The following is a 22,500-nucleotide window of genomic DNA, read 5'->3' on the forward strand; positions in this document are numbered from 1 at the left end:
TTCAGGCGACGTAGGATTTAGTCTTTTCCTGCAAGGACTCTGATGCTCTAACATGAAAACAATCAGCCGTTGCTTTGCACAAAACGGCAAATGTGATTTCGAGTTGGGGCAGTTGGAGCTATCAGATGCCGGGGAGCAGGCCGCGCGCCTTTTTGAAGAGATGCCTTCTCGGCGCGATTGCAATGACCCTGCCGACCGCATTGGCCGCGTTGGAAACCACCCTGACGGCCCCGGGTGCCTCGAAAGAACTTGTAGAGCGGATGGAGGAAACCTCCTCGGTTACGACAGCCGAATCCCGCGGGCTGGACACGCCGCTTGAGATCTTGTCGGCCGCGCTTTCGGATTATCGCACTCTCGTCCAGATTCTTTATGACGAAGGGTATTTCAGCCCAGTCGTAAGCATCAAACTGGACGGAAAAGAAGCAGCTGAGATCAGCTCGCTCAGCGTACCGGCGCAGATCAATCGCGCGGTAATCACGGTCAACACCGGCCCCAAGTTCACCTTTGGCGAAGCCATCGTACAACCGATCACGCCCGAAACAGTTCTGCCCGAGGAGTTTGCGGTCGGCAAACTCGCGACCACCGGCGCGATCCAACAAGCCGCGTCAGCTGGCGTGCAGGGTTGGCGCAACGCGGGTCATGCCAAGGCCGAAGTCGAAGGCCAGAAAGTCATTGCCCGCCATGCCGAGGCCAAGCTGGATGCCGAGATCGACCTTACCCCCGGCCCGCGCCTGAGATTTGGCAAAATGATCATCAAGGGCGACACCGATGTGCGCCACCGGTCAATAGAAAAGATCGCCGGGTTTCCGGCAGGCGAAGTATATTCGCCCGAGAAAATCCAGAAGGTCGGCACACGGTTGCGGCGGACCGGGACCTTCAACGTTGTTTCGATTGAAGAGAGGGACACTCCGAACCCGGACGGCACATTGGATTTCGACGCAACGTTTGAAGATTTACCCAAGCGCCGACTGACCTTTGGCGCCGAGATCGCTTCGCGCGACGGGGTAGACGTGACCGCGACCTGGACGCACCGCAACGTATTCCGGCGTGCCGAACGTCTGCGGTTCGAGGCGGCAGTCCGTAATATCGGCGGTGCCGAGGATATCGACGGCCGGATCGGCTTGCGTCTGGATCAGCCCGACCGGCTTGGTCCCGATGACAACACTTTCTGGAACGCGCTTCTGGAACGGCGCAACACAGAAAACTACAACGTCACCGTTGCGTCGCTGGCCTACGGTGCCCGGCGCACGTTCTCTGATCGCCTATATGCCGAAGCCTCAGCCGGGTTTCAGTGGTCCAGCGCGGACGACGCCTATGGCGATGACCGCAGGTTCCGATATTTCATCCTTCCCTTGCGTTCGGAATGGGACGAGCGCGACAGTAAGGTCAGCGCAACGCGCGGCTTTTATCTGGACGCGCAGATCACGCCCTTTGCTGGTCTGTCCGAAACCGAAAGCGGCATACGCATGTTTTTTGATGGACGCGGCTATACCAGCCTCGGCACCGGCGGACGGCTGGTTCTGGCCGGTCGCGTACAGCTGGGATCGGTGCTCGGGCCGTCGCCGGACGGTGTAACACCAGACTTCCTGTTTTTCTCGGGCGGTGCCGGAACGGTTCGGGGCCAACCCTACGAGAGTCTTGGCATCCCTGTCGGCACTGGGATCGCAGGCGGCAAATCTTTCCTTGGTCTTTCCGCGGAGGTGCGCGGCAAAGTCACCGAAGCCATATCTCTGGTCGGGTTTTATGACTACGGTACCGTTGACACATCCTCATTCATCGGCAGCGGCGCAGAATATCACGCGGGTGCCGGACTTGGGGTTCGGTATGATCTGGGCGGTTTTGGTCCTTTGCGGCTGGATCTGGCCGTTCCAGTGCAGGGCGACACCGGCGACGGTTTGCAGTTTTATATCGGGATCGGACAGGCATTTTGATTGGACGTCGCGCATATCCGTTATTGTTTTCGGGGCTGATGCTGTCTGCCCCTCTGCCACTTGCCGCGCAGGAAGAAGGCGGCAGCATGCTGGAAAACTTCCTGCAGGATACGCTCTCCGGCGACGACCAAAACGTGACTGTTAAGGGCCTGCAGGGCGCGCTGAGCGCCCGCGCGACAATTGAAGAGATCACAGTTGCCGATGATGAAGGTGTTTGGCTGACCATCAAGGACGCCGAACTTGACTGGAACCGTCTGGCGCTGATCCGCGGCCGATTTTCGGTCAACTCTCTGACCGCGCAGGAAATCGATATTGCCCGTGCGCCGGGCACAACGACCAAGGAAGAACCGCCCGCTTCGGCGGAAACGCAACCGTTTCAACTGCCCGAACTGCCGGTTTCCATCGAAATCGGTGAAATTCGGGTGGATGACCTCTCGCTTGGTGAACCGCTGATCGGTGTCGCCGCCGACCTCAGCGTCACGGGCAACCTGACGCTGGCAGATGGGGCGCTGGACACCAATCTGGATGTAATCCGACTTGATCGCGCAGGGGATGAGATCAAGCTGGCGGCTGGTTTCCAGAACTCATCAAGTGAGATCAATCTGGATTTACAGGTGAACGAAGCCTCTGGCGGTCTGATATCAACCGCGCTGAAGATCCCTGACAGTCCACCGATTGGCCTGACGGCCAAGGGCGCGGGTCCGCTGTCGGACTTTACCGCGGATATCGGGCTGAGCAGCGACAACCAGATGCGCGTCACAGGACAGGTTCAGCTTCAGGCGGCCGAGGGCGGCGCAGCGGACGGTATTGCGTTCACCGCGGATCTGAATGGCGATCTGACACCCTTTCTGGGCGAGGACGTCGATCCGTTCTTCGGCCCAAAATCACGGCTTTATGTGGACGGCCAGACCAAGCCCGAAGGCGCGCTGGACATCTCGGATCTGGAACTCACCACGCAGGCGCTGGATCTGAAAGGTGAATTGCAACTGGCTGAAGGCGGCACTTTGCAACTGGCCGCGCTGCAAGGGCGCATCACCCCGACAGATGGGGAAGCCGTCGTACTGCCGGTAGCAGGAGGCGACACATCGCTCAAGGCGGCACAAATTTCGGCCCTGTTTGACCGCCAGAACGGCAACCTTTGGGATCTGAGCCTGACGGCCAACGAATTCGCGTCTCCGCAGGCCAAGCTCGGTGATGCCCGGATCACCGCACAAGGCACCCTGGATCAGGGCGAGGTTCTGACTGTCGATGGCGACGTACAAATCGCGGTCGGCGGGATAGATATGGCCGATGACGCGCTGACCACGGCCTTGGGCGATCGCATCACGCTTGATGGCCAGTTCGACTACAGCAGCGACCAGTCCCTGAAACTGTCTGGGTTTGAGCTTGTGGGCTCTGACTACACTCTGGCGCTGGACGCGCTGATTGCCGGTTTGACCAGCGGCTTGACGGTCGACGGGACGGCCAAGCTGGACGCGACTGATTTGTCGCGCTTTTCGGACCTCGCCAAGCTGGATCTTGGCGGGCAGGTGTCGGCCAGTGTGACCGGAAAAGGTTCACCGCTGGAACGCAGCTTCGACGGCAAAGTCGTCGTCCAGGGCCGCGACTTGTCTACTGGCCGTGACGATATCGACCCGGTGATCACCGGAGAGACCACGATCACACTGGACGCAAGCCGCGGCACAGACGGCATTACCATCCGCGAGTTTGATCTGGACAGCGAGGCTGCCAAGGCCGTAGCCAGCGGCGTTGTGACAACCCCGGACGGCAACCTGACCATTGACGGCCAGGCTCGGGTCAACGCGTCAGATTTGTCTGTTTTCTCGGGCTTGGCAAAACGCGATCTGGGCGGTGCGCTGCAGGCGACCGTAAACGGCAAAGGCACGGTACAAACGCTGGAGTTTGATGGTACAGCCAGTGTGATTGGTCAGAACATCAAAACAGGAATGTCTGATATTGACCCGTTGCTTACCGGCAGAACCGAGATTGAATGGGACGGTGCCAGAACCGCAGACAGTATCGAAATCCGCAACGCAACCGTGAACGGTCGCGCCCTGAGCGCGCAGGTTCAGGCGACCATAGACGATCCCTCCGGCGATCTGTCGGCTGATGGTCAAGCGCAGATGAGCGTGCCAAACCTTTCGTTGTTTTCCGGTTTGGCCGGGCGTGACCTGGCGGGTTCTGTCGCTGCGAACGTGCAAGGCAATGGCACATTGGCCACCCGAGCATTCGAACTGAAGGGCAAACTAGACGCGAACGATATTCAAACCGGTATCGACGCCGTGGACAAGTTGATCCAGGGTCAGACGACGCTGTCGGTTGATGCTCAGAACGGAGAAGATGGCCTTAGCATCCAAACATTCCGCCTGAACGGAACGGCCATAACTGCCACAGCATCGGGAACGCTGGATCGTCAGTCGGGTGGCTTGGATTTCTCGGTCAAGCTGGACGATCTGGCACGGGTGATGAACACAATGTCTGGTCCGCTGACTCTGGACGGAAACGTGGCCCCGACATCTTCGGGCGTAGAAGGCACGGTCAACCTGAATGGTCCCGACAGTTCGTTCGCCAAACTTGCCGGGACGGTGGACAGCGATGGATCGGCGGATCTGGATTTTGACGCCAAGTTCAACCGGATCGAGCGTTTTTTGCCTGAATTTCCCGGTACCGTAGCCGCCAATGGCAGCGCCAAGCGCAACAAGGGTGTTTGGACAATCGACGCAACGGCCGACGGACCCGCAGATATCAAAAGCAACGTCTCGGGAACGTTTGACGAAAGCACCGGTGAAGCCGACATGAAGGCAGTCGGCGGCGTCAATCTTGGCATCGCCAACATCTTTATCACGCCCAACAAGATCGAAGGCAGCGCCCGTTATGACCTGACATTGTCGGGTAAACCCGCGCTGGAATCTCTGTCCGGTTCGATCACCACTTCCGGTACGTCGCTGGCAATTCCCGGCGCGGGACAAACGATCACAGGCATCAGCGGATCGGTCCAACTTGCAAACAGCCGCGCCACTATTTCCCTGAGTGGCGGACCACGAGCAGGCGGCAATTTTGCCGTCAGTGGGCCAGTAGACCTTACGCCACCATTCAATGCCAATATCACGACTGCCCTTAACAGCCTCGTACTGACCGATCAGTTGCTTTATGAAACCACGCTGAACGGACAAATTGCTATGACCGGGGCGCTGGCGGGTAACAGCTCGATCGCTGGACAGATCACGTTTGGCGAAACCAATATCAACCTCGCGGCTGCATCAGGTGCCGTGGGGGCGGCACCCATTCCGGACATCGTGCACGTAAACGAAAGTCAGGCGGGCTATGTCACCCGTGAGCGCGCTGGTCTGGTCGAAAAAGAAGGCGCAGGCAAAAGCGCTTCACGTATCGCGCTGGACGTCAGTCTTTTGGCGCCCAAGGCCGTGTTTGTCCGCGGGCGTGGTGTCAACGCAGAGTTGGGAGGAAAAATCCACATCGGCGGCACCACTACCTCGGTCATTCCATCCGGTCAGATCGAGCTGATCCGTGGTAATTTTGACATTCTTGGCCGCAGACTGGCACTGACCAAAGGCATTGTTACGTTGCAGGGGGACCTGACGCCCTATATCGAGTTCGAGTCCTCGACCAGCACCTCTGACGGCACCGCAACGATCGAGATCGCCGGGCCACTGGATTCGCCCGAGGTCAACGTCTTTTCCGACCCCGAGCGCCCGGCGGAGGAAGCGCTGGCAATGCTGTTGTTCGGTAATCGCTTCTCAGAGTTGTCACCGTTCGTAATCGCTCAGATGGCGGCCTCGCTGGCGCAACTCAGCGGCGCTGGCGGCGACGCGACCAAAGGCCTGCGCGAGTCAACGGGCGTCGACACCGTGGACATCGGCGTGTCCGACGGTGGCGCGGGCCGGCTCGGCGCCGGAGCGTATCTGAGCGACAACCTCTACACCGATTTCACCGTCAACACAGAAGGCGACACCGAGGTGAACCTGAACCTGGACGTTACCGACAGTTTCACTGTGAAAGGCACCGTAGATGGACGGGGTGAGACTGGTGTTGGGGTCTTTTTTTCGCGCGACTACTAAGCAGGCCTCAGTTCACTTTCTGCGGATGCCGATCGGGTGTCCGACCTCTGGGGCCGGGTCGATCGCCGCATGATCCCTCACCATGCTCTGAAGACGCGCGACGGCCCAGTCCGGATAGGGAACCGACCGGCCGGTCGTATGGCTGACATTCATGAACAACGCTTCCTGAGTGGCGCAGATAGTACCGTCTTTTTCAGACACCATCTGTGCGAAATAGTGGCCGCGTTTGTGATCTGCGTCCAGCATCCGAAACCGGATGCTAAAGGCCTCACCCTCAAGTATTTCGCGCAGGAAATTCATGTGGGATTGCAAAATATAGGGCCCCTGCCCCATCGCATTGACCTGCGCCTCACCCAACCCAAGGTGATCTACCATCAACAGCTCCAGCGCATTGTCGAAGGCGACGCCGTAGTAGCCCACGTTCATGTGACCGTTATAGTCAATCCACTCGGGGCGCGCCTTGAACCAACGGAATTCAAGCGGGGCATCATAAGGTCCGTCATGCCCGGCCAGCGTTTCAGGCGTCAGTTGCATCAAGTGCTCCTTCTTGGGTCTCAAAGATTGCGACCGCGCGGATAAATCCGGCTGAGGCCCCTTTTATCTTGAAGGGGAAACAGGAAATCTCGAACCCAGTTGGCGGCAAGGTTTCAAGGTTCGTCAGTTTTTCCATGTGACAATAGCCAACCTCCATCGAGGCCCGGTGCCCTTCCCAAATAATCGATGCATCTTGCGTCTCAGCATACTCCTGAGCGGTCAAGGGAAACGGTGCGTCCCAGCTCCAGGCGTCGGTTCCTGTCACGCGCACCCCGCGTTTAGTCAGATACAGCGTTGCCTCGCGCCCTATGCCGCATCCTTTGGCCAGATAGTCCGGATGCCCATAACGCGTGCCGGCCGAGGTATTCACGACGACGATATCCAACGGCTGCAATTCGTGACCAATCCGTTTCAACTCGGCTTCGACATCGGCGGCGGTCGCCACATAACCATCGTCGAAATGGCGAAAATCCAGTTTCACGCCGGGGTTCATGCACCATTCCAGCGGCACCTCGTCAATGGTGATCGCGCGCTCGCCTTTGTTCATGGTCGAGTGATGATGGTAGGGCGCGTCCAGATGGGTGCCATTGTGCGTGGCGATCTTAAGGCGTTCGATGGCCCAGCCCTCGCCGCCGGGCAGATCATCTTTCTGCAGGCCCGGAAAGAAGGACATGACTTGTTCGGCGGTCTGGTCATGGGCCAGATATTCGATTTCCGGCAGCATGATCGGCGGATCGGACACAATCCCGGTTTCCAACGGAACGGATAAATCGACGAAACGGCGTGCCATGTAAATCTCCTCCACCAAGAACGGTGACAGGGTTGGCCGCAGGTAAGCTGCTGTCAAGGAAAGAAAAAGGCGACCCAATGGGCCGCCCTTCCAATACTGTATGTGACGGATTTACTCCGCCGCGATGGCGTCTTCGATCTTTTCGACGCGAATGGCCGAGAACTTGAACTCGGGGATCTTGCCGTACGGATCGATGGCCGAGTTGGTTAGGATATTCGCTGCCGCCTCGACATAGGCGAACGGAATGAACACCATATCTTCGGCGATCGCCCGGTCGGCTCGAACCATGATTTCGATCGAGCCGCGCCGCGTGGTGAGACGGATCATTTCGCCCGGCTCGATCCCCATCAGTTTCAGCTGGCGCGGGTTCATCGAACAGTTTGCTTCCGGTTCCACAGCATCCAGAACGTTGGACCGGCGGGTCATCGACCCGGTGTGCCAGTGTTCCAGCTGACGGCCGGTTGTTGCAATCATCGGGTATTCCTCATCCGGCGCTTCATCCGGCGGAATGACACTGGCCGGGGTGAACTTGGCCCGTCCGTCTGTCCGCGGGAAGCCATCACCGAACACGATCGCCTGTCCCGGATCGGTTTCACTGAGCGACGGATAGGTGATCGTCTCGGTCTCAAGCCGCTCCCAGGTGATGTTGTCGAGTGACGCCATGGTCAGCTTCATCTCGGCAAAGACCTGAGACACATCCGTGTAATCCCAGTTCAGACCGATCCGCTGCGCCAGCTCAACGGTGATTTTCCAGTCCTCACGCGCCTCACCCGGAGGTGCCACAGCCGGACGCACACGCTGAACCTGACGGTTGGTGTTCGACACGGTGCCGTTCTTTTCATACAGCGCCGAGGCGGGCAGGATGATGTCGGCATAGTTGGCCGTTTCGGTCAGGAAGATATCCTGCACAATCATCAGTTCCAGCTTGGCCAACGCTTCCCGTGCGTGACCGACATCAGGGTCGGACATAGCCGGGTTTTCACCCTGAATATACATGCCCTTGATGTTACCCGCATAGGCCTGATCGATGATCTCGGTCACGGTCAGGCCCTTCTCGTTAGAGAAGTCGTCCGAGTTCCAGACGTTGTTGAACTTGGCTCGAATGCCGTCATCCATAACCGACTGATAATCCGGCAGGAACATCGGGATCAGACCCGCGTCAGACGCGCCCTGCACGTTGTTCTGGCCACGCAGCGGGTGCAGACCCGCGCCGGGTTTTCCAACATTGCCGGTCATCAATGCCAGCGAGATCAGGCATCGCGAGTTATCGGTGCCGTGAATGTGCTGACTGACGCCCATACCCCAGAAGATCAGACCAGCCTTGGCCTGCGCGAAGGTACGCGCGACACGGCGCAGCTGTTCTGGCTCAATGCCACAAATGGGCGCCATTGCCTCGGGCGTGAAGGCGCGCAGATGCTCTTTTTCGGCTTCCCAGTTCTCGGTCCAGCGGTGGATGTACTGGCTGTCGTACAGCTCTTCCTCGACGATCACGTTCATGATCGCGTTGAGCATCGAGACATCAGCACCCGGACGGAACTGCAGCATCTCGTCCGCGAACTTGCGCATACCGACGCCGCGCGGGTCCATCACGATCAGCTTGCCACCGCGCTTGGTGAACTGCTTGAAGTATGTTGCTGCCACGGGGTGGTTCTCAATCGGGTTCGCGCCGATGATGATAACCACATCCGAGTTCTCGACCTCGTTAAAGGTGGCGGTCACCGCGCCTGAGCCCACGTTCTCGATCAGCGCCGCCACGGACGAGGCATGGCACAGACGGGTGCAGTGGTCGACGTTGTTGTGCTTGAAGCCCTGACGAATGAACTTCTGGAAAAGATAAGCTTCTTCGTTGGTGCATTTGGCCGAACCAAAGCCAGCGACGTTGCGCGGATCTTGATCACGCAGCGCCTTCAGTTTGGAGGCTGCCAGATCCATTGCCTCTTCCCAAGTCGCCTCGCGGAAATGGGTCGACAGATTACCCGGATCGACGTTCAGGCCCTTCTCAGGCGCATCCTCACGCCGGATCAGAGGTTTGGTCAGGCGGTGTGGGTGGTGGATATAGTCAAAGCCAAAGCGACCTTTGACACACAAGCGGCCTTCGTTTGCCGGGCCGTTAATGCCTTCGACATACTTGACCTTGCCGTCCTTGACCTTCAGCGAGACCTTACAGCCGACGCCGCAGAACGGGCAGACGCTTTCGGTCTCGGAATCGTAGTCTTTGCTGTCGCCCTGCTGCTTTTCGTCCAACACAGTGGCTGGCATCAGCGCACCAGTCGGGCAGGCCTGAACACATTCGCCACAGGCCACACAGGTCGAATCCCCCATCGGGTCGTTCTGGTCAAACACCACCTGCGCGGTGTGTCCACGACCGGCCATGCCGATCACGTCATTCACCTGCACGTCGCGACAAGCACGGACGCAGAGGTTGCAGTTAATGCACGCATCCAGATTGACGCGCATCGCAACGTGGCTGTCATCTAGCAACGGTATTTTGTCGGCCTCTTTCGCCGGGAAACGGCTGTCGCTGACATCGTTCAGCTTGGCCATATCCCAGAAATGGCTGGATTTATCGTGCGCCTCTTCGGGTTGGTCGGCGACCAGCAATTCCATAACCATGGCGCGCGATTTCTCGGCCCGTTCGCTATCGGTTATTACCACCATTCCGTCCGCAGCCGGACGGATGCACGAGGCGACCAGAGTGCGCTCGCCCTCCACCTCGACCATACAGGCGCGACAGTTGCCATCCGGTTTATAGCCGGGTTGAGGCTTGTGACATAAGTGCGGAATGGTGAACCCCTGCCCCTTGGCGGCTTCCCAGATGGTCCAGCCCTCGGGCACGGTGACATCATCGCCGTTCAGGTTGAAGGTGACGGTCTTGGTTGGGCTTGCATCAAGCATGGCTCTGTCTCCCTCAGATTTCGTCAGCGAAATGTTTCATGACCAGGCGGATCGGGTTCGGGGCCGCCTGCCCCAGACCGCAGATCGAGGCATCGCCCAAGACCTGGCACAGGTCTTCCAGCAGGTCCTGATCCCACTTGTCGGCCTGCATCAGCTTCACGGCCTTTTCGCAGCCTGCCCGGCAGGGCGTGCACTGGCCGCAGCTTTCATCCTCGAAGAAGCGCAGCATGTTCAGTGCCGCATCACGTGCGGTGTCCTGATCGGAGAGAACCACCACGGCGGCGGACCCGATGAAGGTGCCCAGCGGCTGCAGCGTGTCAAAGTCCAGCGGGACGTCATCGATGGATGCAGGCAGCAGACCCGAAGACGGCCCGCCCGGTTGATATGCCTTGAACACGTGGCCTTCAGTCATACCACCGGCGGCCTCGATCACATCGAGAATGGTAGAACCCGCCGGCAACAGGTAAACACCCGGCTTGGCTACGCGACCCGAGATTGAGTAGCTGCGCAGACCCTTACGGCCATTCTTTTCTACGGAACTCAGAATCTGCGGACCTTCGCGGCAGATTTTAGAAACCCAATACAGCGTCTCGACATTGTGCACCAATGTCGGACGATTAAAGACCCCAACCTGCGCCACAAACGGAGGACGGTGACGCGGCAGGCCCTTCTTGCCCTCGATCGACTCGATCATCGCGGATTCTTCACCGCAGATGTAAGCGCCAGCACCCCGGCGCAGGTCGATGTAACCCGGCTCAACGATCCCGGCCTCTTCCAACGCAGCGATCTCGCGGGCGAGGATTTCCAGCACCGCCGGGTATTCATCACGCATGTAGATAAAGCAGGTCTCTGCCTCGACCGCCCAAGCGGCGATCAGCATGCCCTCGAGGAAGACATGCGGCGTGCGCTCCAGATAGTAACGGTCCTTGAACGTGCCGGGTTCGCCCTCGTCACCGTTCACGGCCAGATAGCGGGTGCCTTCGTTCATGCGAACAAAGCCCCATTTCTTGCCGGACGGGAAGCCAGCACCACCCAGACCGCGCAGGCCTGAGGACAGAACGTCTTCTTGTACTTTCTCCCAGTCGCCGCTCTCGCGCAGCTCTTTCAGCTTGGCGTAGCCACCGTTTGCCGCATAGGCACCAAAGGTTTCGTAATCGGGCAGATGGGCGTGAGTATCACCGGCGGCAATTGCGGCCTGCACCTTTTCAGGGGTCGCATGATCGATGTGGTTGTGACCAATCTCAAGCACCGGGGCCGTATCGCAACGCCCCATGCAAGGCGCGCGCACCACACGCACTTCGGATACATCCAAGCCATCTTCCAGCGCCTTCTGCAACTGCTGGGCACCGGCCATTTCGCAGGAGAGAGAGTCACAGACACGGATCGTCAACGCAGGCGGCGGCACCTCGCCTTCTTTCACCACGTCGAAATGGGCATAAAACGTCGCGGTCTCATAGATCTCGGCCTGACCGATCCGCATCTCAACCGCCAGCGCGGCGATATGGTCGGCGCTGATATGGCCGTGCTCATCCTGGATCAAATGCAGGAATTCGATCAACAGATCGCGACGACGCGGGCGGTCGCCCAGTAGGCGCGCAATCTCGGCCTGCGCCTCATCCGTGAACTGACGGCCTTTGGGCGTATGCCGCCCTTTGCCTTTACCTGACTTCCAGACGCCCTTGGGTGCGCCTGATGGCTTGGTATCTAATGGTGCCATGATGCCCTCCGATTAAGGCTCCGTGTCTCATCAGAATAGTATATCGTCAAATCGCTTATCGCTATCGCACGATAACGACACCTTATCACCGCAAAGACGTCACAACAGCGCGCAAAGCCCCGACCGTCGGCAATTCCGGGTCTCGGCTTAAGGTGGCCAGACAAATCGGTTTACTTACAACAGGATCGACCAGAGGCAGCACACGCGTCCCCTTAAGATCACCCAGCGCACGCACCAGAACGCGGGGGACAACTGTGGCTGCCAGCCCTTCACGCGCCATGACCATTGAGGCAGTAAAGCCACTGGTTTCAGCGACCACTTGGGGGTGGAGACCCTGCTCAGCGAAGATGCGGTCCAGTATGCGACGATTCTGCATCTGCGGCTCAAGCAGGCTGAGTGGAAACTCGGCGACCTGTGTCCACGGGATCGGCCCGGTTTCTTCGGTCATATGCGACGGTATCAACAGCACGTAAGTCTCTTCGTACAACGGCTGAACCTGCCGCAAGTCGGTGCCAATGCTGTCGCCATAAGTGATACCCGCATCCAGACTACCCTCATCCAACCGGTGCTGAATGGACGAGGCCGACATGGTTTCGATCCGTGTGACAACGCGCGGATGCGCCTGATGCAGCCGCTTGATCAGCCGTCCGGTAAAGGCAATCGCGGTTGGGATTACACCCAGTTTGAGTGTCCCGGTAATCTCTCCCTTCGAGGCCAGAACCTGCTGTTCCAGCGCCTTTGTCTCATCCAGAATGCGCCGCGCGCGCTGGACGATCATCTCGCCTTCTTCAGTCAGGCCCTGAAACCTGTTGGCGCGGCGCACGATTGAGACACCCAGCCGGTCCTCGAGATTCCGAATACGCATGGAAAACGCTGGCTGAGAAATTCCGCATTCCTCGGCCGCTTTGGCAAAATGGCGATGCCGGGCCAAGGCGCTAAGCAATTGCAGGTCGCGGATTTCGATCATGTTTCGGTATCCCAAGGTGAGGCCAGAAACCCAGATTAGCGGCTTTTACGTTGGGGGAAAGCGATGCGTTCAGGTCAAAGACAAGGCATAGACATTGTTGAGATAGCCCTGGTCTGCAATCCGGAACTGGGTCTCGCCAATCTGTACAAACCCATTGGCCAGATAGAAGGCGATGGCCGGATCGTTTTCTGCATTGGTGGTCAACCAGACGGAATCGGCCCGTTTCTCTCGGCAATGCGTCAGCGCTGCCGCAAGCAGGCGCGTGCCGATCCCTTTGCCGTGATGACGCGGCTGAACATAGAACGTCGAAATTTCCATACCCGACCACCCCACGACAGGGGCATCACAGACCGGAGAGACGCGAATGAACCCGTCGATCCCCTGTGTATTATTCGACACCAGAATGAACTCTTCCGGATCGCTGATCAGGGCACCGATACGCGCTGGCGTGAACTCGGTCAGCGCGTAATCCGCGAAAAAACCGCTAACCCCGCGTTTGAGATAGGTGCCAATCCAGACTTCAATCGAGATCGCAGCGATGCTTGACGCATCTGAATGGTCCGCTTCACGCAGGGTCAATCGGCACTCAGGTATTGAACAAAAAGTGCATCACATCGCCGTCTTTGACGATGTAGCCCTTACCCTCGGCCCGCATCTTGCCTGCTTCCTTTGCGCCTTGTTCACCATTGGCAGCGATATAGTCGTCATAGGCGATCGTCTCAGCGCGAATGAAACCTTTTTCGAAATCCCCATGGATCACACCAGCGGCCTGCGGCGCGGCGGTGCCCGTGCGAATGGTCCAGGCGCGGGCCTCTTTCGGGCCAACGGTGAAATAGGTTTCCAGCTTGAGCAGGTCATAGCCGGCACGGATCAGACGGTCGAGGCCGGGCTCTTCCAGACCCATTTCTTCCAGGAACATCTGTGCCTCGTCTTCTTCCAGAAGGCTGATCTCTTCTTCGATCTTGGCACTGATGATGACGTGTGAATTGCCTTGAGCAGCGGCCATTTTAGCCACTTTGGCGGAGTATTCATTGCCGTCGGCCGCTTCTTCTTCGGACACGTTGCAAACATAGAGAACCGGTTTTGTGGTCAGCAGCTGCAGCATCGTCCATGCTTTGGCGTCTTCGTCGGAAACTTCGACCAGACGCGCGGGTTTGCCGTTTTCCAGCATCGCTTGCGCCTCGGCCAGCAAGCGTTCCTGCTGCTGCGCCTCTTTGTCATTGCCTTTCAGCTTGCGCACCAGATTGGCGCGGCGCTTTTCGATGCTCTCCAGATCGGCCAGCATCAGTTCGGTCTCGATGGTGTCGGCATCGGCCACAGGATCAACGCGGCCGTCCACGTGGGTCACATCGCCATCTTCGAAACAGCGCAGCACGTGGGCAATGGCGTCGGTTTCACGGATGTTCGCCAGAAACTGGTTGCCCAGCCCTTCACCTTTCGAGGCACCCTTCACCAGACCCGCAATATCCACAAAGGTCATGCGCGTCGGAATGATTTGCTTGGAGCTTGCGATAGTGGCCAGCTTGTCCAGCCGGTCGTCGGGGACGGCCACATCGCCCACATTGGGTTCGATCGTGCAGAACGGGAAATTCGCCGCCTGCGCAGCTGCGGTTTTGGTCAGCGCATTGAAGAGGGTCGACTTACCCACATTCGGCAGACCCACGATTCCCATTTTAAAGCCCATGACGGCCTCCTGCATAGCATTCGAGCGCAGCTTCTATGCAGGTCGGGCACAATGCGCAAGCCAGCGGGCGCATTAGGTACGCAAGAGCGTTTTGACAACACAATTGATTGTCACGGCTTTGTGCGCTTGCGCACATTGAAACGAGAGCACTAGAATCACCAATTAGCAATCTAGAAAAATTGAATAGTGAATGCTGACATGAGATCTTTCGTTCTTGCCCTTGGGGTTCTTTTCGCCACGACCTCCGCACACGCACAATCAGTTGTCTTCGGTGCCGGATATGCAGATTTTTCCGAAAGTGACGCAAAAGACCAGGCCGCCTTTTCGGTCGAATACCATCATCGCCCTTTCTACGAGGCAACGCGCCTGTCCGCGACATGGGGCGGTGCGCTGACCGTGGACGAAGCCGGTGACGTCCATGTGGGCGCTGGCCTTATCGGTACATATAGCTTCGCGGAACGCTGGTTCGTAGAGGGCAGCGTCATGCCCGGCTATTTCTCTGAATCAGAGGAACTGAACGACCTCGGCGGCAGTTTCCAGATCCGCAGCCTGTTGGGCGTCGGTTATACGCTGAACAGCGGCAACAAAGTCTCTCTTGCGATTACGCATAAATCGAATGCAAGCACGCAACAGGAAAACCCGGGCGTCAATTCTGTGCTGCTGCGATACCACCTTGCGTTCTAGGGGCTTCGCAGCGAACCGGGATTGATTTCTTTTCAAAGTTTCTGCACATCAGGTCTGAACCTGATTGCAAGGACAGCTTATGACCCGTATCGACGCCAAGTTCGCCTCTCTGAAAGAACAGGGAAAGAAGGCGTTCGTCGCCTACATCATGGCCGGAGACCCAGATTTTGAGACTTCGCTTGAGATCGTAAAGGGCCTGCCCGGCGCAGGTGTCGATGTCATCGAACTGGGCCTGCCCTTTACCGATCCAATGGCAGACGGCCCGACGATCCAAGCCGCCGGTCAACGCGCACTGGACGGTGGAATGACCTTGCAGCGAACCTTGGATCTGGCCCGCGCCTTCCGCGAGACCGACGATACCACTCCGATTGTGCTGATGGGCTACTACAACCCGATCTATAACCGCGGCGTCGATAAGTTCCTTGCAGATGCCAAAGAGGTCGGCATTGACGGTCTGATCGTCGTCGACCTGCCACCAGAAGAAGATGAAGAGCTATGCCTGCCCGCACAAGCTGCAGGTCTGAACTTTATCCGTCTGGCCACGCCAACAACCGATGACAAACGCCTGCCGCGCGTTCTGCAGAACACATCGGGTTTTGTGTATTACGTGTCAATCACCGGCATTACCGGTGCGGCCGAAGCCCAAGCTACAAATGTTGGCCCCGAGGTCGCCCGCATCAAATCCGCAACCGATTTACCAGTGATCGTCGGGTTCGGAATCAATACACCTGAAAAATCACAGGCAATCGCAACTGTTGCTGATGGTGCAGTGGTCGGCTCTGCTATCGTCAGCCAGATCGCTGCGGGCAAGCCCACCGGCGAAGTATTGGATTTCGTGAAATCTCTGGCTGACGGCGCACACTCAGCCTGATCGAGACCTGATCAATTTTCAACGCGGTCGGCCCTGTCCGGCCGCGTTTTTTTCTTGCCCGGAATACATGGCGTCGCATCGCAAAGTCTCGGCGTTGCGAGGGCCTCAAATGGTTGGTAAACAAAAAGAACCAATCCTGCGAAGGCCGAAAAATATGCCCGTTATTACCAATATCGAAGACCTGAAACGCATCTACGAACGGCGCGTGCCACGCATGTTTTTCGACTACGCCGAAAGCGGCAGCTGGACCGAACAAACCTTCCGCGAGAACAGCTCGGATTTCGAAGATATCAGGCTGCGCCAGCGGGTCGCCGTGGACATGGACAGGCGCTCGACCGCATCGCAGATGATCGGACAGGATGTTGCGATGCCGGTGGCTCTGGCCCCCGTTGGCCTGACAGGCATGCAGCACGCGGACGGTGAGATGAAGGCCGCAAAGGCTGCCGAGGAATTCGGCGTGCCCTTCACCCTGTCAACCATGTCGATCAACTCGATCGAGGATGTCGCAGGGCATACAAGCAAACCCTTTTGGTTTCAGCTTTATGCAATGAAGGATCAGGATTACGTCGGTCGCCTGATCCAGCGCGCCAAGGATGCCAAATGTTCGGCATTGGTCATCACCTTGGACCTGCAAATTCTGGGGCAGCGCCACAAGGATTTGAAAAATGGCTTGTCCGCGCCGCCGAAACTGACCGCCAAGACAATTGCAAACCTCATGACCAAATGGGCTTGGGGGATCGAAATGCTGGGTGCACATCGGCGCGAATTTGGCAATATCGTTGGCCATGCCGAGGGCGTCTCTGACGCCTCATCGTTGGGCGCGTGGACGGCAGAACAATTCGACCCCAGCCTCGACTGGAAGAAGGTCGAAAAGCTGATGGAACAGTGGGGCGGCAAGGTGATCCTGAAGGGCATTCTGGATGCCGAGGACGCCAGGATGGCAGCTAAACTGGGCGCAGATGCCATCGTTGTTTCAAACCACGGCGGGCGACAGTTGGATGGAGCGCTCAGTTCGATCCGTGTTTTGCCTGAAATCATGGACGCAGTTGGTGGTGACGTCGAAGTCCATCTGGACAGCGGCATCCGGTCCGGGCAGGACGTTCTCAAAGCGCTGGCACTTGGGGCCAAGGGCACTTACATCGGTCGCGCTTTTGTCTATGGGCTGGGTGCGATGGGCCAACAAGGTGTCACGACTGCGCTGGACATTATCCACAAAGAGCTGGACACCACGATGGCCCTGTGCGGCGAGCGGGATGTGAGCAGTCTGGGTCGTCACAACCTGCTGATCCCCGAGGATTTCGGCGGCCGATGGCAAGCCTGATCTCGCAAGACCTTCCAGCAAACCTTGTTAAAGGGGGCTCTGCCCCCACCGCAGCAAGCTGCGATTCCCCCGGGATATTTTCTGCCAGATGAAGCAGGGGATCCGATCTTCATCTGGCCCCAAATATCCCGGAGCGCGAGGCAGAGCCTCGCAAAGTATGAAGACCGCTAAAAACCCCTTTTCAAACCTGACAATTCAAGCTAAGGACGCGGCTTCACGCGGGCATACAGCCTTGGAGGATGCCCGCCCTAACATTGGAGAATTATCATGGCTGGAGAGATTCCTGATCTCGTAGCTCTGGAACGGACGGGGACAGGCAAGGGCGCCGCTCGTCAGGCACGCCGCGACGGCATGGTTCCGGGCATTGTATTTGGTGGCGACAAAGAACCGCTGCCGATTCAGATCCCGTTCAACGAACTGTTCAAGCGCCTGAAAGCTGGCCGGTTCAAGTCGACCCTGTGGAACCTGAAAGTTGAAGGCCAGGAAGACGTTCGCGTCATCTGCCGCGACGTTCAGCGTGACGTCGTCAAAGACCTTCCGACCCACCTGGATCTGATGCGCCTGCGTCGGACCACTAAGATCGCGCTGTTCATCCCGGTTGAGTTCATCAACGAGGAAGAAGCACCCGGCATCAAAAAGGGCGGCGTTTTGACGGTTGTCCGTCCGGAAGTCGAACTGCTGTGCACCGCTGGTGATATTCCTGAGAAGATCACTGTTGACGTGACCGGCATGAACATCAACGACGTTGCCACCATTTCGTCGGTCGACCTGCCCGAAGGCACCAAGCCGACAATCGACCGTGACTTCGTGATCGCGAACATCTCGGCACCGACTGGTTTGTCGACAAGCGACGACGAAGAGGGTGAAGAAGGTGAAGTGGCCGCAGACGAAGTTGAAGTCGTCGGTCAGGAAGCCGAAGAGTAAGTTCAGGCTTAACTGTACTGGAAATGAAACGGGGTTCCATCGGAGCCCCGTTTTTTTCAAATGCACATTTTCGCATTTGATCGCAGACTGTGCTAAGTTCGCTGCCAGTGGCCCAATTGGAATGCCACCAGCTCATCGAATAGTTCAGCGTAGCACGCGATCATGAGACCCCAATCAAATTTTCTACCAGCCCTAATTTCAATGGCCGTCAGCGTCGGTTTCGGATCTTCGGTCACTGCGCAAGTGCAGGACACTCTGCCCAGTAAGGATGACGTTGCTGAACGTTTCACGTCTGATCATTTCTCGCCATATGCCGGTAGAAACTTTCCGACCCGACCGCTTTGGGGTGACACACATCTTCATACCCAGGTGTCCGTTGACGCCGGAACCATGACCCGTCTTAGCCAAGAGGACGCGTTTCGGTTCGCGCGAGGCCACGAAGTCACTACGACGCATGGATTGCAGGCAAAGCTTTCCCAACCACTGGATTGGCTTGTAGTCTCGGACCATGCCGAAATGTATGGGCTAATGCCCCAGTTACTTGGCGGGGATCAGAATGTTCTGTCGACCCCGCAAGGCAAAGCCTGGTACGACGCGCTTACCAGCAACGACAACGACATTGTCTTTGCCACCGCTATGGAAATCGTGGCGTCGTTGTCCGGGAATGAGCCCCCGATCGACAATCCCAAAGCCATCAAGGACGCTTGGCAGAACTATACGGCCCTTGCGGACCAGTACAACGAGCCCGGCGTCTTTACCGCTCTAATCGGTTACGAGTGGACGTCTGAGGGCGGAGACAACATCCACCGCAACGTGATCTTCCGGGATGCTGCGGCCAACGCCAATCAGGTACTTCCGTTCTCGCAATTCGACAGTAAGAACCCTGAAGACCTATGGGCACACCTGGCCGACTATGAGGATCGGACAGGCGGTGACGTGCTTGCAATTCCCCATAATGGCAACCTGTCCAATGGTCGCTTGTTTTCAGTTTCGAACTTTGACGGGACGCCCTTATCGGAAGAAAACGCGCGCCTGCGTGCACGGTTCGAACCGGTCATCGAAACTACGCAGATCAAAGGTGACAGTGAAGCGCATCCGTTTCTCAGCCCGATGACGAATTCGCGGATTTTGACACGTGGGACGCGTCAAACCTGAACGGGACCGAAGCCAAAACTCAGGACATGTTGCAATACGAGTATTCCCGCGAGGCTTACAAAACCGGTCTGATGCTGGAAGAACAACTGGGCATCAACCCCTACAAGGTCGGTCAGATTGGTTCGACTGACGCGCATACTGGCATGGCAGCCGTGGAAGAGGAGAACTTCTTTGGCAAGCATTCCGGCGTGGAACCGGAGCCAAACCGCTGGGAACATTTGGTTATCGAAGCCCCCGACCCCGAGTTCTCAATCTATGGCTGGAAACAGGCCTCGGGTGGATATGCTGCTGTTTGGGCCATGGAGAATACCCGCGAGGCGATCTTTGACGCGCTCGAGCGGCGCGAAGTCTACGGCACCACCGGTTCGCGTATGCTGGTGCGGTTCTTCGGCGGCTGGGATTTTGCAGAAGAAGATGCTCTGTCTCGCCTGCCTGCCGATCTTGGCTACGCTAAGGGCGTACCGATGGGTTCGGATCTACCCGCCAGAACCGGCGACGGTGCACCGAATTTCCTGATCGCAGCGCTGAAAGACCCCTATAGCGGCAATCTCGACCGTGTACAGGTCATCAAAGGGTGGCTGAACGCAGACGGGACGCGCGGAGAAAAGGTCTATGACGTGGCATGGGGCGGAGATCGTGTGCCCGACGCAGACGGAAAATTGCCTTTGGTCGGGAACACGGTCGATGTGGGAAACGCGACTTGGACCAACACAATTGGTGCACCGGAATTGATCACCTATTGGCAGGACCCGGATTTCGACCCGTCGCAGCGGGCCTTCTACTATGTCCGCGTCATCGAAATCCCGACGCCGCGCTGGACGGCCTATGAGGCCAAAAGGTTCAACGTCCAGATGGATGCCGACGTGCCGATGACCACAACCGAACGCGCCTATACCTCTCCGATCTGGTACACGCCCAAAGGCTGAAGCTCGTCTTTTGCACCTTGCCATCACTGGATTTTCGATCCATTTCGGGGCATGAGGGGCAAGTCCTACTAGGAGGCGCAGAGCAGAGTCATGAAACTTTTTGTCGGACTGGGAAATCCGGGGCAGAAATACGCCCGGAACCGGCACAATATCGGGTTCATGGCACTGGACAGGATTGCCGACGATCACGGTTTCGGCCCGTGGAAATCAAAGTTCCAGGCAGAAATCGCCGAGGGGCGGTTGGGCTCGGAAAAGGTGCTGCTGATCAAGCCACAAACCTTCATGAACCGCTCGGGTCAATCCGTGGGTGAGGCCATGCGCTTCTATAAGCTGGACTCGACAGATGTGACCGTTTTTCACGACGAGCTGGATCTTGCGCCCGGTAAGGTGCGTGCGAAAGCAGGTGGAGGTCACGCCGGGCATAACGGTCTGCGGTCGATCCATGACCATATCAGCCCGGCCTATGATCGAGTTCGTCTGGGCATTGGGCATCCGGGCCGCAAAGAACTGGTCTCGCCTTATGTCCTGAGTGACTTTGCCAAGGCAGATTCGGATTGGCTGGAAGACGTCTTGCGGGGGGTTTCCGACGGTGCCGGTCATTTGGCAGATGGCGATGGTGGCAGATTCATGAACGCGGTCGCATTGCGCACCGCACCGCCACGGTCATCAAAAACCGCTGCGGCCTCCTCGAAATCGGTCGCTGCAGCTACGCCTGAACCCGAGGCGGACACCAGGTCCGCCATGCAAAAACTGATGGACAAGTTCAAGTAAGGCCAACGATGGTGCCGCTACGTCTCAATTGCGAACTGCGCCAGTCCGCGCTCCAATGCACACCAAAAGCGGGAGGTAACATATGCGAACCCTGATGAAATGGGTGCTGCGCATCGTTTTGATGTTGGTGCTGGCAGCGGTGGTCGTTGGCGTTTGGAAGCGCGAAGAGATTCAGCGCCTGATGGCAGTGAACTCTTTGTTTTCCGAAGAAAAGATCATTTACAACTTCTCTCACATGGATGACGCCTTCCTGACTGTCGACCTGCCAAGGGGGGAAGGTGCGACATTCGAACTGCCCTACGGCCCCGGTTTTGACCTGCCCGAGGGCACGGACAAATGGGTCGAAGACCGGGCCGTAACCTCTTTGCTGGTGATGCAGGACGGGCAGATCAGGTTCGAAGAATACTATTTGGGGACCGCCCCCGAGGATCGCCGGATATCCTGGTCGGTCGCCAAAAGCTATCTGTCCGCCCTGTTCGGCATCCTGATGGCCGAAGGCGCCATCGACTCGCTGGACGATCCGGTGGTCAAATACGCCCCGAAACTGCAGGGCACCGCTTATGACGGCGCAACGATCCGCAATGTTCTGAACATGGCCAGCGGTGTGACCTTCGACGAGGACTATCTGGACTACAACTCCGACATCAACCGAATGGGTCGCGTCGTCGCCCTGGGTGGAGAGCTGGATGACTTTGCCGCCTCGCTGAACGAAACGTTCGTCGAGCCCGGCGAGACATGGCAATATGTCTCGATCGACACCCACGTTATCGGCATGATTGTTCGCGGTGCGACGGACCGATCTGTGGCTGATTTGCTGACCGAAAAGATCATTGAACCTCTGGGCCTTGAACGCGACGGTTACTATGTCACCGATGGTGCCGGCGTGGCTTTCGTCCTGGGCGGGTTGAACTTCACCACTCGCGACTTTGCCCGGTTTGGACAGATGATCCTGCAAAACGGCGAGCATAACGGTCAGCAGATTGTACCCGCCGATTGGATTGCGGAATCCGTTTTTCCAAGCGCCCCCACCAAGGCCGGAGAGATCGGCTATGGCTATCAGTGGTGGATCCCCCTTGGCGCGCATGAAGGTGAGTTTCTGGCCCGTGGCGTATATGGCCAGTACATCTATTTCGACCAACCGCGCGGTGTTGTTATCGTCGCAACCGGGGCTGATCGCAATTTCCGCGACGATGGTGTCAACGAGGCGAACATAGAAATGTTCCGCACGATCGCTCAAAGCCTGTAAGGTGTGCT

Annotated in this window: 15 protein-coding genes and 1 pseudogene; 9 read left to right on the forward strand and 7 right to left on the reverse strand. The window is 57.8% G+C overall.

Going from position 1 to position 22,500, the window contains the following annotated elements; genetic code table 11:
* Nucleotides 1-182 precede the first annotated feature (182 nt).
* Complete coding sequence (locus tag AC2FGC_RS18155) at nt 183-1,931, forward strand: autotransporter assembly complex protein TamA (RefSeq protein WP_496783078.1); 1,749 nt, start codon at nt 183-185, stop codon at nt 1,929-1,931.
* Nucleotides 1,928-6,007 carry a translocation/assembly module TamB domain-containing protein gene (locus AC2FGC_RS18160; RefSeq protein WP_496783081.1) on the forward strand — a complete coding sequence of 1,360 codons (4,080 nt, stop codon included), beginning with the start codon at nt 1,928-1,930 and terminating at the stop codon, nt 6,005-6,007. Before AC2FGC_RS18155 ends, AC2FGC_RS18160 begins: the two co-directional genes overlap by 4 nt.
* Before the next feature lie 12 nt (nt 6,008-6,019).
* Here the strand turns inward: AC2FGC_RS18160 and AC2FGC_RS18165 are convergent, their stop codons facing one another.
* From AC2FGC_RS18165 to ychF, 7 genes are all read right to left on the reverse strand, one after another.
* Entirely contained in the window at nt 6,020-6,541 is a 522-nt protein-coding gene (locus tag AC2FGC_RS18165) for a thioesterase family protein (RefSeq protein WP_496726834.1), read from the reverse strand.
* Nucleotides 6,525-7,331, reverse strand: a complete 807-nt coding sequence (locus AC2FGC_RS18170; protein WP_496726833.1) for a cyclase family protein — start codon at nt 7,329-7,331, stop codon at nt 6,525-6,527. Before AC2FGC_RS18170 ends, AC2FGC_RS18165 begins: the two co-directional genes overlap by 17 nt.
* Before the next feature lie 111 nt (nt 7,332-7,442).
* A complete protein-coding gene (fdhF, locus tag AC2FGC_RS18175; protein ID WP_496726832.1) occupies nt 7,443-10,226 on the reverse strand; it encodes a formate dehydrogenase subunit alpha in 2,784 nt (927 codons plus the stop codon).
* Nucleotides 10,227-10,239: 13 nt separating this feature from the next.
* Entirely contained in the window at nt 10,240-11,943 is a 1,704-nt protein-coding gene (locus AC2FGC_RS18180; RefSeq protein WP_496726831.1) for an NAD(P)H-dependent oxidoreductase subunit E, read from the reverse strand.
* A gap of 85 nt (nt 11,944-12,028) precedes the next feature.
* Nucleotides 12,029-12,910, reverse strand: coding sequence for a LysR family transcriptional regulator (locus AC2FGC_RS18185; RefSeq protein WP_109312573.1), 882 nt, complete (start codon nt 12,908-12,910; stop codon nt 12,029-12,031).
* A 69-nt stretch (nt 12,911-12,979) separates the two neighbouring features.
* A complete protein-coding gene (locus AC2FGC_RS18190) occupies nt 12,980-13,489 on the reverse strand; it encodes a GNAT family N-acetyltransferase (RefSeq protein WP_496726830.1) in 510 nt (169 codons plus the stop codon).
* A gap of 7 nt (nt 13,490-13,496) precedes the next feature.
* Entirely contained in the window at nt 13,497-14,594 is a 1,098-nt protein-coding gene (gene ychF / locus AC2FGC_RS18195) for a redox-regulated ATPase YchF (RefSeq protein WP_496726829.1), read from the reverse strand.
* A gap of 198 nt (nt 14,595-14,792) precedes the next feature.
* Between ychF and AC2FGC_RS18200 the strand changes: the two genes are divergently transcribed.
* The 7 genes and pseudogenes from AC2FGC_RS18200 to AC2FGC_RS18230 all read left to right on the forward strand — a co-directional run bounded on the left by AC2FGC_RS18200 (nt 14,793) and on the right by AC2FGC_RS18230 (nt 22,492).
* Nucleotides 14,793-15,278 (forward strand): acyloxyacyl hydrolase, encoded by a 486-nt coding sequence (locus AC2FGC_RS18200; protein ID WP_496726828.1) that lies wholly within the window; start codon nt 14,793-14,795, stop codon nt 15,276-15,278.
* A 79-nt stretch (nt 15,279-15,357) separates the two neighbouring features.
* Nucleotides 15,358-16,149 carry a tryptophan synthase subunit alpha gene (gene trpA / locus AC2FGC_RS18205; RefSeq protein WP_496726827.1) on the forward strand — a complete coding sequence of 264 codons (792 nt, stop codon included), beginning with the start codon at nt 15,358-15,360 and terminating at the stop codon, nt 16,147-16,149.
* A gap of 154 nt (nt 16,150-16,303) precedes the next feature.
* A complete protein-coding gene (locus tag AC2FGC_RS18210) occupies nt 16,304-17,470 on the forward strand; it encodes an alpha-hydroxy acid oxidase (RefSeq protein ID WP_496726826.1) in 1,167 nt (388 codons plus the stop codon).
* Nucleotides 17,471-17,737: 267 nt separating this feature from the next.
* Entirely contained in the window at nt 17,738-18,394 is a 657-nt protein-coding gene (locus tag AC2FGC_RS18215) for a 50S ribosomal protein L25/general stress protein Ctc (protein WP_496726825.1), read from the forward strand.
* Nucleotides 18,395-18,595: 201 nt separating this feature from the next.
* Nucleotides 18,596-20,475: pseudogene (locus AC2FGC_RS18220) on the forward strand (DUF3604 domain-containing protein).
* Between the two features lie 90 nt (nt 20,476-20,565).
* The gene (pth, locus tag AC2FGC_RS18225) at nt 20,566-21,246 is read left to right on the forward strand and encodes an aminoacyl-tRNA hydrolase (RefSeq protein WP_496726824.1); all 681 of its coding nucleotides are present in this window, start codon (nt 20,566-20,568) and stop codon (nt 21,244-21,246) included.
* Between the two features lie 82 nt (nt 21,247-21,328).
* On the forward strand, nt 21,329-22,492 hold the full coding sequence (locus tag AC2FGC_RS18230) for a serine hydrolase domain-containing protein (protein ID WP_496726823.1): 1,164 nt from the start codon (nt 21,329-21,331) through the stop codon (nt 22,490-22,492).
* Nucleotides 22,493-22,500: the final 8 nt, after the last annotated feature.

It is taken from the genome of Ruegeria sp. CDSC054, assembly GCF_059610645.1.

Coding starts and splice junctions, on each gene's coding strand:
- ychF (WP_496726829.1), bottom strand. CDS start 14,594: ATGGGCTTTAAAATGGGAATCGTGGGTCTGCCGAATGTGGGTAAGTCG.
- AC2FGC_RS18200 (WP_496726828.1), top strand. CDS start 14,793: ATGAGATCTTTCGTTCTTGCCCTTGGGGTTCTTTTCGCCACGACCTCC.
- AC2FGC_RS18230 (WP_496726823.1), top strand. CDS start 21,329: ATGCGAACCCTGATGAAATGGGTGCTGCGCATCGTTTTGATGTTGGTG.
- AC2FGC_RS18155 (WP_496783078.1), top strand. CDS start 183: ATGACCCTGCCGACCGCATTGGCCGCGTTGGAAACCACCCTGACGGCC.
- AC2FGC_RS18170 (WP_496726833.1), bottom strand. CDS start 7,331: ATGGCACGCCGTTTCGTCGATTTATCCGTTCCGTTGGAAACCGGGATT.
- AC2FGC_RS18180 (WP_496726831.1), bottom strand. CDS start 11,943: ATGGCACCATTAGATACCAAGCCATCAGGCGCACCCAAGGGCGTCTGG.
- AC2FGC_RS18215 (WP_496726825.1), top strand. CDS start 17,738: ATGGCTGGAGAGATTCCTGATCTCGTAGCTCTGGAACGGACGGGGACA.
- trpA (WP_496726827.1), top strand. CDS start 15,358: ATGACCCGTATCGACGCCAAGTTCGCCTCTCTGAAAGAACAGGGAAAG.
- AC2FGC_RS18210 (WP_496726826.1), top strand. CDS start 16,304: ATGCCCGTTATTACCAATATCGAAGACCTGAAACGCATCTACGAACGG.
- fdhF (WP_496726832.1), bottom strand. CDS start 10,226: ATGCTTGATGCAAGCCCAACCAAGACCGTCACCTTCAACCTGAACGGC.
- AC2FGC_RS18165 (WP_496726834.1), bottom strand. CDS start 6,541: ATGCAACTGACGCCTGAAACGCTGGCCGGGCATGACGGACCTTATGAT.
- pth (WP_496726824.1), top strand. CDS start 20,566: ATGAAACTTTTTGTCGGACTGGGAAATCCGGGGCAGAAATACGCCCGG.
- AC2FGC_RS18185 (WP_109312573.1), bottom strand. CDS start 12,910: ATGATCGAAATCCGCGACCTGCAATTGCTTAGCGCCTTGGCCCGGCAT.